A 13309-nucleotide genomic window follows, 5' to 3' on the forward strand; every position below is an offset into this window, starting at 1 on the left:
AAAAAATGACATGTCGGATAACGTTTTATTTGGATCGACGATTGGCCTGTTGGAGCAGTCCCTGAACCTGCGAGCCCGAAATCACGAGATGTTGACGTCGAACATTGCCAACGCGGAAACTCCGGGGTATGCCTCGCAGCACTTGCAATTTGAAGAGCAATTGCGAGCCGCTTTTGACCCTGAGGCACAAAAGATGGAAGCCACGCACGAGGATCATTTCGGATTTGTCGATGACATCAATCAGGTTGATGGGGAAGTGATTTCGGATCCCGGCAAGGCCGTTTCCGACAATGGGGTGCGTATGGAACAGGAAATGGCCAGACTCTCGGAAAATCAGATCAAATATGAGACGGCGGCGCGGATTTTGTCGCGGAAATTCGCCTCCCTTGAATATGTGATTCAGGAAGCATCGAAATCCTAAGAAGGACCAGCGAGAAGAGCTATGAATCTGTTTACCGCAATGGACATCAGCGCATCGGCTATGACCGCTCAATCGTTGCGTATGAACGCGGCCAGTTCCAATCTGGCCAACACGGAGACGACCAGGACTGCCTCAGGTGAGCCGTATTACCGCAAATCGGTGGTCCTCAGTCCCAAGAATTCCTTTGACGACGAACTGGCTTCGCGCCTGCCCGAGGGGGTGGCTGGCGTGGAAGTGGCGGCGATCCGTCAGGACCAAGAGGCGTTGCGTGATGTCTATGATCCGGGCCATCCTGACGCCAACGGGGAGGGCTATGTGACTATGCCGGATATCAATGTCCTGGAGGAGATGACTGATATCATGGCTGCGACCCGTGCCTATGAGGCCAATGTGACAAGCATCAAGGCCTCTCAGCGTATGGCGGTGAAAGCCTTGGAAATCGGAGGATAACCGTATGCCAGTAATCGATCCCAGCCTCGCGGCCGGAGCGGCCAACTTTCTGGAACAAAGCGGCGCGGCCAACGCTGGCGGACAACAGACTCCGGTGGAGTCGTTTCGCGATACCTTATTGGAGGCGGTCCAGGAAGTAGATAGCCAGAAGAAAACTGCCAATACGGCTATTTTGGATAGCACCACAGGCGGAGGGACATCTATACACGAAACCATGGTGGCCATGGAGAAGGCGGGCACGTCTATGAAACTCATGGTTCAGGTTCGTAACAAAGCTATGGACGCCTATAAGGAAATCATGCGCATGCAAGTCTAGTGGGTTGTTGTAAGTCTCTCAATGAAAGCAAAGCTGCAAAAAATGCAAATTCGTACATGCGAATACGTATGCTTCGAGCTTGAACGGTTTGTTGTCTCCACTTGGTATTTTTAAACGACCTGCAGTAGAAGAATTTTTTCATCAATTAGCTCACCGACTGGCGCAACGGCACTCGACCGGTAGCCTGCTGCGCTCCGGGGCCGTATTCAGCTGTGGATACCGTTTGGGCACTGTGTTGCCACATCCGTGTCACCGCAGCAGCATAGGCAAGGTGAGCCACATGCGCGTCTGTCCGGCCGGGAAATGGTCCGCAGGCAGCAAATCGGGACCGTGTCTGACACGGTCGTTTCTTTTTTTCATCCAAGAATCTTGAGCCCCCAGACGGGAGAAGCATGAGTACCGACACACAGCATGTTCAGGGCATAGTCGAAGCCTTTGCCGAACAACTGGTCCTGTTCGATCCCGAACAGCAAGCCGAAGTGGACCGCTTGGCGCAGACCTTACAACAGCTGCGGGACAGTCTGAACGGCAGCTACCCCAGGTGCCGGGCCGCTGCCGACGCGGCGGCCGCGTTGGTCCGTGAAAAGCTGGGGGCGGAGTCGAGCGAGACCGATGAATCGCATCTGGCTGCCTTGCAAAAGCTGGCCCGGGCGTTCCAGGGGGCGATCATCGAGGGCAAGGAGGAAGAGATCCTCTCTTTTCCCGAACATCTCGATCCCGAGGGCAGCACGGGACCGGAGGGCGACGAACTGGCCGCCGGGGTGGATCAGGAGATTTTTGCCGCCTATATCGCCCAGCAGGAATCGGCCTTGGGGGATCTGGAAGAATATATTCTGGAGTATGAGAAGCACCACGACACCGACAATCTGGACGCTGTGCGTCGCCTGGTCCATACGGCCAAGGGCGAAGCCGGGGTCATGGGCCTGGGGTCGATAGCCGAGGTCTGCCACGGCCTTGAGGATTATATCCAGGACCAGGGACAAGCCATTTCCCCGGACACATTGCTGGCCTTCAAGGATTGGTTCCAAAGCGCGGTCGAGGCCTGCCGCCGGGATGCCCACCTTCCGGACACCGCGGCTGTAATGGGCCTGTTTACAAACGAGGGGGAGGTGCAAGGGCCCAGCGCCGGGGCAGAGGGGGCTGCGTCCCCTGCCGCTCCCGCGGCAGAGGCCAGTGACGATCCTCTCCTGCAGCCCGTACCCATCAGCGATCCGGAAATCACCGGGGAATTCATTTCCGAGGCCCAGGAACATTTCGAGATCGCGGACGAGAATCTGCTGACCCTGGAAAGCGACCCGGACAATCTGGATGCCGTGGCCGCGGTTTTTCGCGCCTTTCACACCATCAAGGGGACCTGCGGCTTTCTCGATCTGACCCCGATCGCCGAATTGGCCCACAAGGCCGAAAACCTGCTCGATGAGGTCCGCAAAGAAAATTTGACCTTCCGCGGAGAAGTGGTCGACGCCACCTTCAGCGCCCTGGACATGCTCAAAAAGATGGTCGGGCAGCTGGAGGAGGCCCTGGGAGCGGGGGCTGAATATGTCCCGGATCCCAGCCTGCGCCAAACGTTCGATTTTGTGAACCGGATCCGACAGCAGCCCCAGGCGGCGGCACCGTCGGCTCCCAGCCCACAGGCCGCTCCGAGCACGCCGGAGCCGGCGTCCTCTGAACCGGAGAGCTCCGCACCGGCAGCTCCAGAACCGGCCCCGGCCGCTTCCGCTGGCGTTTCCCCTTCTCCGGAACCCTCTTCTGCCCAGCCAGAACCCGAGACCGCACCCGCCCAGGGCGAACCCCGCAAGAACGGGCAGAAAGGGATGCAGATCAAGCAGACCATGAAGATCGATGCGGACCGGATCGATCTGCTCCTGGACACCATCGGCGAGCTGGTGATCATCGAATCCATCGTCACCCAGGACGAGAAATTGAGTGATCTGGCCTCGCCGCAATTGGAGCGCAATCTGGCCCAGCTGACCAAGATCACCCGCAGTCTGCAGGATATGGGCATGTCCATGCGCATGGTGCCCATTGAGACGACTTTTCGGCGTATGGCCCGGCTGGTGCGGGACCTGGGCAAGAAATCCGGCAAGAAGGTCGAGCTGGAAATGGTCGGCAAGGAGACCGAGCTGGACAAGGCCATGGTCGAAAAGCTCGGCGATCCTCTGGTGCACATGATCCGCAACGCGGTCGACCACGGCATTGAGCCGACTCCGGAAGACCGGGTGGCCGCGGGGAAATCCGCAGAAGGCCGGATCTGGCTCAAGGCCTTCCACGAGGGCGGTAGCATCCATATTGTCATTGAGGACGACGGGCGCGGGCTCAACCGGGAGGCTATCGCGGCCAAAGCCGTGGAGCGGGGCATCATCGAGTCCGCCAACGGCATGAGCGATGAGGAGATCTACGGCTTGATCTTCGCTCCGGGCTTTTCCACCGCGGCCCAGGTCACCGACGTCTCCGGCCGGGGTGTGGGCATGGACGTGGTCAAAAGCAATATCGAAAATCTGCGCGGCAATATCCGGATCCGCTCGACGCCCGGCGAAGGCACGACCTTCACCCTGGTCCTGCCGCTGACCATGGCCATTATCGATGGCATGCAGATCAAGGTCGGCAGTGAGCGGTATATTTTGCCCTTGCTTTCGATCATCCAATCCTTTCAGCCGACCAAAGAGATGGTCGCCACCGTGGTCGGCAAGGGGGAAACCCTGCCCTTTCGCGGCCGGCTGCTGCCGCTTTTCCGGCTGAGTGAACTCTTCGGCGTCGACGATGCCGAGACCGACCCGACTCAGGCTATCGCCGTGGTGGTCGAGGACGGGGGGCGGCAGGTCGCCCTGCTCGTTGACGAATTGTTGGGGCAAAATCAGACCGTAATCAAGAGTTTGGGTGAGGCCATGGGCTCCATCCGCGGTGTCTCCGGGGCGAGCATTTTGTCCGACGGCACGCCCGGATTGATCATCGATGTCAACGGCGTGGTCCGGATGGCCACGAATCAAGGAGGGGGACGCAGCACATAGCTTTGCGGCTCGCAATTCACGCACAAACGAGCAGGGCTTTATTGCCGGGCACACGGGCTGGGACGCGAGAAGACCGGATAGAGGAAATGAGCTGTTGGACGTCGCGCCTCTGATCGAGACGGGACAAGCGCAAAGGCAGAGGGATGTTCAAAAACGCGCGGCTTGGAGTTCGGATCGGCAGCGGGTTTGCTGCTGTGCTGGTGGTTACCGTGTTGGTTGGTGTTGTGGGGTATGTGGGCATGCAGCGCATGTCCGGGGCCGTGGACCTGGCCAATCGTTCGGAGGCGATTATCGCCGAAGTCCTGCAGGCCCGGGAGTTGGACCGGGAATACGCCCTGGAGCCGGACCGGGAGGTGGCTGACCGGGTCCTGGAATTGTTGGACGAGGTACAGGGCGAGGCCAAAGCGCTGCAAACGGCGATGCCCTCTGCGGCCCAACAAGAGCGGATGGGGGCCATTCAGGAGGGCGCAACCGCCTACGAAACGGCCATGCAGACCTATATCCGCCTTTCCCGGGACAAGGCCGAGGTCCAGAAACGGATGGAAAAGGCGGCCGCAGCCATTGAGACCGCGGGCAACGACATGCTCGATTTCAGCCATTCCGGTGATGAGGGTGGCGCCGAGGAAGCCGGCCAGCCGATGATGCTCAACGCGGACATGGCCAACCGATTTATTCGCGTGATTCGTCTGGCTCGGGTCCGGGAGAAGACCTTTGCCATGACCGGGGACGAGACCGCAGCGCTGGAGGCCTCGGAAGCCATCGACAATATTTTGGTCTTCGGCGATGTCATGCAGGCCTCGACCCACGCCACGGAGGCCGAACTGGGCAAACGGGTCGTTGACGCGGCCGAGACCTACCAACAGGCCTTTGATACCTTTTTGACCCTGCGTCGTGAACAGCACGAGGCGGACACCGCCCTGCAGACCGCGGCCCAGAAGGTCCAGAACGCAGCGGCCAAAGCGCAGTCCGCGCACCAGGAAGCCGCGGCCGCCATTGTCGGGCAGGCCAATTGGCTCATGCTCGGTGGGGTCGGCGGGGCCGTGGGTGTCGGCGGGCTGCTGGCTTTTTTCCTGACCATGGGCATCACCCGGCCCATGCGGCGACAATTCCGGCATCTCTTTGCCACCGCCGACCAGGTCAACGCGGCTTCGGATCAGATCGCCTCTTCAAGCCAGGACATCGCCGAAGGGACCAACGAGCAGGCCTCGAGCCTGGAAGAGAGTTCCTCCTCGCTGGAGCAGCTGACCTCGCAGACCCGGCAGAATGCGGACAATGCCAAGCAGGCTATCGACTCCAGAGACCAAGCCTACAATACCCTGCAGGAAGCCAAGTCCTCCATGCAACAGACCACCAAGGCCATGGAACGGATCGCCAAAAGCGGTGACGAGATCAGTAAGATCATCAAGACCATCGACGATATCGCCTTTCAGACCAACCTCCTGGCCCTGAATGCCGCCGTGGAGGCGGCCCGGGCCGGCGAAGCAGGCAAGGGCTTTGCCGTGGTTGCCGAAGAGGTCCGGAGTCTGGCCCAGCGCTCGGCCGAGGCGGCCCAGAATACCCAGAACCTGATTGAATCCACGGTGGCTGAAATCCAGAGCGGCGCGCAGTTGGTGGAAACGACCCGGGCGGCCTTTGAGCGTACCGAAGCAGAAAACACAAAGGTCGGCGCCCTGGTCGATGAGATAGCGGCCGCTTCCGAAGAGCAGGCCCAAGGCCTCAATGAAATCAACAGCGCGGTGGCGGAGATGGACAAGGTCGTCCAGCACAACGCCTCCGGAGCAGAGGCCTCAGCCAGCGCGGCCCAGGAACTGGCCGCCCAGGCCGAGGAGATGGAGCGTGCTGTCCGTGCCTTGATGCGCTCTGTCGGCGCTTCGCTGGATGAGACGCACCAGCAGGCGGAGCAGGGAAGCGAAGCGGTGAGCCAGGGGCACCAGGGGCAGGCTGAACTCGCCCAGACGGCCCGGCAGGCCTTGGGCAGCGGGGACAACCAGCGCTGAGGCCCGCGTGTTGTGAAGCGGCTTGTGATGTTTTTTGACGAATGCAGGATACGAATCAATGGGACCGGGACCCGTTCCCGGCCAGACCCAAGACAGTGTGAGCAAGGAGTACAACTATGAGCGTAGCCGACGCCCAAGTTCACGAAAAGGACATGAGCGCCTTGGCCGGGAAATATTTGACGTTTTTCCTCGGCGACGAGGAGTACGGCCTGGAAATCCTCAAGGTGCAGGAAATCATCGAGATGATGGAAATCACCCGGGTGCCGCGGGTCCCGGATTACGTCCGGGGGGTAATCAACCTGCGAGGCAAGGTCATTCCTGTGGTCGACCTGCGGGCCAAATTCGGTCTGGAAAAGGCCGAGGAATCCCGCAAGACCTGCATCATTGTCGTCAAAGTCCAGCGCGGCGATTCCAGTGTGGTCATGGGCACCATTGTCGACGAAGTCTCGGAAGTGGTGGAGATCAGCCCTGAAGAGATCGAACCGGCTCCGGCCTTCGGGACCCAAGTGGATACGACCTTTATCCTGGGCATGTGCAAGACAAACGATTCGTTCAAGATCTTGCTGGATATCGACAAAGTCCTCTCCGAAGGCGATGTGGAGGCATTGGCCCGGACTGCAAGCTGACTGCTGGATTTGAACTGGAAGAACGCGCCCAGGCGTTTTGAACGGTATGTGCAATATATGCCGTCGTGCAGTGCTGCGCACGGTACGAGGAAAACCGTTCAACGATTCCGGGTGGCTCGTTTGGGGAATTGGGGAACGTGCCCGCCGGCCTGCCGACGGGCACGCTTCTTTCTGGCAAGAAAATCCCTCCAGATGAGGGAGGCGATTGGGTGCTGGTGACGGGTCTGCGCCGCTGCCCGTTCACCAGAAAACTCTCTCGCCCAATGGCAGCGGAGTTGGTGCCTGGCCCGCCAGCCAAGGTGAGGACGGGTCGTGAGGAACGTAGCAAAGGAGATACAATGGCTTCATCGTGGACAGTCGGGCGTCGGGTAGGAACGGGGTTTGCCCTGGTACTGTGTGTCTTGGTCGCAGTGGTCGTAGTCACGCTGGGCGGCGTGAGTGACCTGGCCGATGATTCCGAGCACGTCATCTATGGCAATCAATTGGATTGCCGGCTGGCGGAGGTCGAAGTCGCCCACTTGAGCTGGATCAACGGACTGAGCCGCTACCTCAACGACGACCAGGTCACCAGTCTGGAGGTCGAGACCGATCCGAGCCAATGTGTTCTGGGCAGTTTTCTGACCAGTCCGGCCCGGAGGAAGGCCGAAGCCAATGTCGAGGGACTGGCCGAGATCTTCACTGCCCTGGAAGGCCCCCATGCCAGACTCCACGAATCCGCTGCAGCCATAGCTGCGCATTTTCAGGCGGTGGACACCAATTTACCCGGCATCCTTGCGGCCAAGCGGGCTGAACACCTGCAATGGGCCAATACGATCCGTGACGGCTTCCTGGCCAATGCCGAGCAGATCGATGTCCAGACTGAGGCGAGCCAATGCGCGCTGGGACGCTGGATGGCCAGCGAGGAGGGGCAAACCGCTTTTGCCCAAGGCGACGCTGGTTTCCAAAAGCAGTGGGAAACGCTCCAGACGGCGCACACCAAGCTCCATGACAGCGCCCTGGAGGTGGTTCAGGCCTATCGCCAGATCCACCCCGGCCTGAAGAACCGGCTCCAGAATCTGATCGCCATCCACGACTCTTGGGGAACGAAAATCCAGAGCGCCTTGCTGACCCGGCAGGACACGCTCCGGGTCCATGTCCGAGGCTCGTCATGCCCGCTGACCCAGTTTCTGCGTTCCGACGAGGCAGAGGAATTGGCCAAGGTCTTTCCGGCCTTTGCCGAGGCGGCGCAGTCCATTGCCAAACCCCACGAGGATCTGCATTCGGCTGTGGCCCGGATCGAATTTTTGATCAAACAGGATCGCGATGCGGCCTTTGACAAGGCCAAGACCATTTTTTCCGAGGAAGGGCGACCGGCCCTGAAAAACGTCCAGAGCGGGCTCAAAGAGGTCCTGGCTGTGGAAGAGGAATTGCTCGCCGGTCGGCAGCAGGCCCACGCTGTGTTCAAGGACCAGACCCAGCCGCTGCTTGATGATGTCCTGGGCGGATTGCAACACCTGCAGGACAAGGCGGAAGCGGCCCTGGACGAGAAGCGTCAGGCCATGGAGATCTACGCCACCCAGACCGTGCCGGCACTGACCGAGGTTCGGGACCATCTCGATGAGGCCCAGTCCGTGGTCGGGGCGAGTGTTATCAGCGAAACCGCGCTCTTGGGCAAAGTGACCCAGCTCAAGACCACTGTCCTGGTCTTGGGGGGTGTCGGGATCCTGCTCGGGTGTCTCCTGGCCTTCTTCATCGCCCGGAGCATGATTCGGATGCTGAAGCGGTTTGCGGCCAGTCTGTCCCAAAGTTCGGAGCACACTTCGGTCGCGGCCAAACAGGTGGCCTCGACGAGCCAGTCTCTGGCTGAAGGCTCGAACCAGCAGGCCTCGAGCCTGGAGGAAACCTCTTCCTCGTTGGAGGAAATGGCCTCCCAGACGAAACAGACCGCGGACAATGCGGACCAGGCCGACAAGGCCATGCGCGAGAGCGCTGGCGAGGTCGAAGGCGGCGTTCAGGCCATGGGGGAAATGTCCGCGGCTATTGATGAGATCAAGCAGTCCTCCAGCGAGACGTCGAAGATTATCAGGACCATCGACGATATCGCTTTTCAGACCAATCTCTTAGCCCTGAATGCGGCCGTGGAGGCGGCCCGGGCCGGCGAGGCCGGCAAGGGATTCGCCGTGGTCGCTGAAGAAGTCCGCAGCCTGGCCCAGCGCTCGGCTGAGGCGGCCCAGAATACTTCAGCGCTGATCGAGCAGTCCCAGACCAGTGCCGAGAAGGGCGTGGCCATGGCCGAAGGGGTCGCGTCACGCCTGAGCCGTATCCAGGACAGCGTCAGCCAGGTCAAACACCTGGTCGCCGAGATCGCGGCCGCGTCCAAGGAGCAGTCGCAAGGCATCGAGCAGGTCAATACTGCCGTGGCCGAGATGGACAAGGTCATCCAGCACACGGCCGCGGATGCCGAACAATCGGCCAGTGCCTCGGAGCAATTGACTTCACAGGCCGAAGAATTGACGCAGATGGTGACCGAACTCTCGGCCTTTATCGGCGGTAACCTGGATGCTGGGCAAGGCCGGGACTCGGCTGCCGCTCTGGACCGGGGCGACAGGGAGGCACAATCCCCGGCACAGGCCACAGCGAGCAGCACCAGGAGGTCGCAACACTCACGGGCCTCAAGTAACCACGCCCCCGGAGAACACGACCAGGATCCCGAAGAGATCATCCCCTTGGACGATCAGGATTTCCGGGATTTTTAACCTATACAAGGACAGCGTCGCCTGAGTGTTTCGGACACGGACGCGTTTTTTGCTGATGCCAAACCCTGGAGGATACCTATGGGTACGACACGATTGAAAATCGAGTACCGCCTTTTGTTGCCCGTTGTCCTCATCAGTTTTCTGTTTGCCGTGGCGCTGTATGTGGGGGGTGACAGGCTGGTCAACCAGCTCATTTCCACTGCCCTTGACACGCGAATAGAAAACAAAATCGACGCGATCCGTGCCGCTGAAACCGACCGGGGGGCGAATATGCTCGCCCGGGCGGCGCTTTTCAGTCAGGCGGACCCTGTCCAGAAGGCCTATGAAAAGGCTCACGGCGGGGACATCAATACGGCGGAAAGCCCTTCGCTGGATGCGGCCCGCTCCGTACTCCGGGAGGAGATGGCCTCTTTTCGCAAGGGGTATCTGGAGGTGACCGGAGCGGAGCGGTTCCGGATCCACTTCCATCTCCGCTCAGCGCGCAGTCTGCTCCGGCTCTGGAAGCCGGAGCAGTCCGTGAGCGATGATTTGAGCGGGTTTCGCAACACCGTCCTGGATATCAGCCGGGGAAGCCATGAGCCGATTTCGGGGATCGAGATCGGGCGCGGCGGTTTCGCGATTCGGGGCATTGCCCCAATCCAATCGGACAGCGGCGGATATCGGGGCTCGGTGGAAGTCCTCTCCAGCTACGACCCCTTGGTGCAGTCCATGGCCACGGAAAACGAATACATCGCCGTGTACATGAACAAGGAATATCTGCCCACGGCGCACAAACTCCAGGACCGCCAAGCCCACCCCATTGAAGGGGGCGAGTTTGTCTTTGTCTCCTCCACGGAAAAACCGGTCACCGACTCCCTGGTCACCCCGGATCTCCTGAGCCAGGGCGCCCAGGGGGCGAATCAGGCCCGGAACGGAGATTACGCCATCTCCACGTTTCCGATTCAGGACTACAGTGGAAAACAGATCGGGGTCATGCTGCTCGGCGTCGATGCCGGTGGATTGTATGCCACATTAGAGACGATGCACATGGCGCTTGTGGGTGTCTGTGTGGCCTTTGTCCTTGGTGTCAGCGGATTTCTGTTCTGGCGGTTGTGCGTGGCCTGTGCTCCGCTGCGCCGGGTCATCGGCGGGATGGGGCAGACCTCCCAAGTCCTGAAGGACACGAGCGGACATCTGACCACGGCCAGCCAGTCGCAGGCCGAAAAAGCCAACGAACAGGCGGCGAGCCTGGAGGAATCGTCCTCGTCCCTGGAAGAAATGGCCTCGCAAACGCGGGCGAACGCGGACAATGCCGATCAGGCGGACAAGGCGATGCGTGAAAGCGCCGACGAGGTCAACGGCGGGGTCCAGGCCATGGAGGAGATGTCCTCGGCCATTGATGAGATCAAACAGTCGGCCAGTGAAACCTCGAAGATCATCAAAACCATCGACGACATCGCCTTTCAGACCAATCTCTTGGCCCTGAACGCGGCCGTGGAAGCGGCCCGGGCCGGTGATGCGGGGAAAGGGTTTGCGGTGGTTGCCGAAGAGGTCCGCAGCCTGGCTCAACGCTCGGCTGAGGCGGCCCAGAACACTTCAGCCCTGATCGAACAATCGCAGAACAGCGCCAACAAGGGCGTCAATATGGCCGAAGGCGTTGCTGAACGGCTGGGGCGGATCCAGGAGAGTGTGAGCAAGGTCAACGCCTTGGTCGCCGAGATCGCAGCCGCGTCCAAGGAGCAGTCGCAGGGCATTGATCAGGTCAATACCGCTGTCTCCGAAATGGACAAGGTCGTTCAGGACACGGCGGCGGATTCTGAAGAGGCCGCGGGAGATGCTGAAGAACTTTCCGCCCGGGCCGTGGAACTCGACCGGATGGTCAGCGAACTCACGGTGATTGTGGGGGGCGCGCTCCAGGAGCACCAACACCAGGGTGCCACTGCAAAAACGGCGGGGCGTAAAGATTCGGGACAGACCTCCCAGAAGAAATCCGCCGGAGCAGGGACGTCGAAAACCGGTTCAGGAAAACAGCGCCCCGCTGCACGGAGTCAAAACGTGCAGCGGAGCGAAAAAACGAATCCCGAAGATATCATCCCCTTGGACGATCAGGATTTCCGGGATTTTTAAATCCAGACCAGAACAGCTATCCCTCCGGGATGGCCCCGCTTTCGGGGCCGTCCCGGATCAGGTGCCATTGTGACAGCCAATATCGATACCGCTACTTTTGAGCAATTCGTCAATCTCATCTACCAGCGCGCCGGGATTAAACTGGGGCCGCACAAACGGGCCCTGGTCTCTTCGCGGCTTGGCAAGCGGATGCGGGTGCTGGGCATCAGCGATTACGACCAGTATTTCGATATTGTCCAAAACGACAGCACAGAGTCGGAATTGGTGGCGCTATTGGACGCCATTTCCACGAATGTGACCCATTTTTACCGCGAAGAGCGCCATTTCGACGTTCTGGCCGATCTGGTGCGCAACTGGGAGCAGGCCGGTCAGCGCCGCTTCCGCCTCTGGTGCGCCGCCGCCTCCACCGGCGAGGAACCCTACACCATCGGTATCACTCTGGCTGAAACCCTGCAGTCGCTCCAGGACACCAAGATCCTGGCCACGGATATCTCGACCAAAGTCCTGGAGACCGCACGGCGCGGTGTCTACGACCAGCAGCGGGTCTCGAAGATTCCGCCCAAGATGCGGAGCAAATATTTTTCTTCGCTGCGGCAAAGCGACGGCACCGCTTTTCAGGTGGCCCCCCGGATCAAGGAGATGATCACCTTCGCCCGGCTCAATCTGGCCGAACCCCCGTTTCCCATGCGTGGGCCACTGGATGTGATTTTTTGCCGTAATGTTATGATTTATTTCGATAATCCTGTGCGGAAAAGGCTTTTGGATGAAATGTATCGCTTGCTCAAACCGGGCGGATATCTCATGGTCGGCCATGCCGAAAGCCTTTCCGGGCTCTTGAGTGAGTTTCAAAGCGTGGCCCCGTCGATCTATACCAAACCGGGATGATGCTCGGGGATGAGGGACCGGTCCTGGACCCATGGACCGGTTCGCAGAATGGACGGTCATGGCTGCAGGTCCTGGTTTGAGGGAAGACGCTGGCCGTTCAGGCCGGCACAATCATACAAGCCAAGCGGAATTGCCCCGGCAACTCCGAAGCGAATACAGGTGAAACAACAGGGTCAAGTATGCCCCAAGTGGTAGTTGATATAGCGCAGATGCAGGTGACGGAGAATCCTGCCGATGTCCTGGTGACCTACTCTCTGGGATCCTGCCTCGGAATAACGGTCTATGATCCCCAGATCCAGGTTGCCGGCATGGTCCATTGTATGCTTCCGCTGTCCAAGGTGGACCCGAGCAAAGCCAAGGCCAGGCCGGGCATGTTTGTTGATACCGGCGTCTCGCTTTTGTTGACGACCCTGTTCAAAATGGGGGCCCGGAAGTCTCGGATCGTGATCAATGTCGCCGGTGGGGCCCATGTGCTCAATAACGAGAACAATATGTTCAAGATCGGGGAGCGCAATTTTACGGTCATGCGCAAGATCTTATGGAAAAACGGACTCTTGATGCACGTCTCGGATGTCGGGGGGACCAATTCCCGGACCATCCGGCTACACAACGACAGCGGCTGTTTCGTGATCAAGACGCAGGGCAAGGAAACGGAATACGGTTTGCCGTAGCTGAGGCACAGCTCCGGGTTGCGACCAAGCGGGCAGGAATGGCCGGACCTGTGACAAGGGCCGGTGTTCACGATCCGGGAGTGAAGAGAAGGAA

The 13309-nt window shown here is 59.9% G+C and carries 10 protein-coding genes; all 10 read left to right on the forward strand.

What is annotated here, in order from left to right; translation table 11 throughout:
• Positions 1-10 precede the first annotated feature (10 nt).
• The 10 genes from flgB (at position 11) to DRET_RS03310 (ending at position 13215) form a co-directional block, all read left to right on the forward strand.
• Entirely contained in the window at positions 11-421 is a 411-nt protein-coding gene (gene flgB, locus DRET_RS03265) for a flagellar basal body rod protein FlgB (protein WP_015751103.1), read from the forward strand.
• A 21-nt stretch (positions 422-442) separates the two neighbouring features.
• On the forward strand, positions 443-871 hold the full coding sequence (flgC, locus tag DRET_RS03270; protein WP_015751104.1) for a flagellar basal body rod protein FlgC: 429 nt from the start codon (positions 443-445) through the stop codon (positions 869-871).
• A gap of 4 nt (positions 872-875) precedes the next feature.
• Positions 876-1187 (forward strand): flagellar hook-basal body complex protein FliE, encoded by a 312-nt coding sequence (fliE, locus tag DRET_RS03275; RefSeq protein WP_015751105.1) that lies wholly within the window; start codon positions 876-878, stop codon positions 1185-1187.
• A gap of 392 nt (positions 1188-1579) precedes the next feature.
• Positions 1580-4195 (forward strand): Hpt domain-containing protein, encoded by a 2616-nt coding sequence (locus DRET_RS03280; RefSeq protein ID WP_015751106.1) that lies wholly within the window; start codon positions 1580-1582, stop codon positions 4193-4195.
• A gap of 143 nt (positions 4196-4338) precedes the next feature.
• Positions 4339-6192 carry a methyl-accepting chemotaxis protein gene (locus tag DRET_RS12860; RefSeq protein ID WP_015751107.1) on the forward strand — a complete coding sequence of 618 codons (1854 nt, stop codon included), beginning with the start codon at positions 4339-4341 and terminating at the stop codon, positions 6190-6192.
• A 116-nt stretch (positions 6193-6308) separates the two neighbouring features.
• A complete protein-coding gene (locus DRET_RS03290) occupies positions 6309-6818 on the forward strand; it encodes a chemotaxis protein CheW (RefSeq protein WP_015751108.1) in 510 nt (169 codons plus the stop codon).
• Positions 6819-7156: 338 nt separating this feature from the next.
• Entirely contained in the window at positions 7157-9553 is a 2397-nt protein-coding gene (locus DRET_RS12865; protein ID WP_015751109.1) for a methyl-accepting chemotaxis protein, read from the forward strand.
• A gap of 78 nt (positions 9554-9631) precedes the next feature.
• Complete coding sequence (locus DRET_RS12870) at positions 9632-11659, forward strand: methyl-accepting chemotaxis protein (protein ID WP_015751110.1); 2028 nt, start codon at positions 9632-9634, stop codon at positions 11657-11659.
• A gap of 69 nt (positions 11660-11728) precedes the next feature.
• Positions 11729-12544, forward strand: coding sequence for a CheR family methyltransferase (locus DRET_RS03305; RefSeq protein WP_015751111.1), 816 nt, complete (start codon positions 11729-11731; stop codon positions 12542-12544).
• A 179-nt stretch (positions 12545-12723) separates the two neighbouring features.
• A complete protein-coding gene (locus DRET_RS03310; protein ID WP_015751112.1) occupies positions 12724-13215 on the forward strand; it encodes a chemotaxis protein CheD in 492 nt (163 codons plus the stop codon).
• The last annotated feature ends 94 nt before the right edge of the window (positions 13216-13309 follow it).

It is taken from the genome of Desulfohalobium retbaense DSM 5692 (genome assembly GCF_000024325.1).
GTDB lineage: Bacteria > Desulfobacterota > Desulfovibrionia > Desulfovibrionales > Desulfohalobiaceae > Desulfohalobium > Desulfohalobium retbaense.

Coding starts and splice junctions, on each gene's coding strand:
- flgB (WP_015751103.1), top strand. CDS start 11: ATGTCGGATAACGTTTTATTTGGATCGACGATTGGCCTGTTGGAGCAG.
- flgC (WP_015751104.1), top strand. CDS start 443: ATGAATCTGTTTACCGCAATGGACATCAGCGCATCGGCTATGACCGCT.
- fliE (WP_015751105.1), top strand. CDS start 876: ATGCCAGTAATCGATCCCAGCCTCGCGGCCGGAGCGGCCAACTTTCTG.
- DRET_RS03280 (WP_015751106.1), top strand. CDS start 1,580: ATGAGTACCGACACACAGCATGTTCAGGGCATAGTCGAAGCCTTTGCC.
- DRET_RS12860 (WP_015751107.1), top strand. CDS start 4,339: ATGTTCAAAAACGCGCGGCTTGGAGTTCGGATCGGCAGCGGGTTTGCT.
- DRET_RS03290 (WP_015751108.1), top strand. CDS start 6,309: ATGAGCGTAGCCGACGCCCAAGTTCACGAAAAGGACATGAGCGCCTTG.
- DRET_RS12865 (WP_015751109.1), top strand. CDS start 7,157: ATGGCTTCATCGTGGACAGTCGGGCGTCGGGTAGGAACGGGGTTTGCC.
- DRET_RS12870 (WP_015751110.1), top strand. CDS start 9,632: ATGGGTACGACACGATTGAAAATCGAGTACCGCCTTTTGTTGCCCGTT.
- DRET_RS03310 (WP_015751112.1), top strand. CDS start 12,724: ATGCCCCAAGTGGTAGTTGATATAGCGCAGATGCAGGTGACGGAGAAT.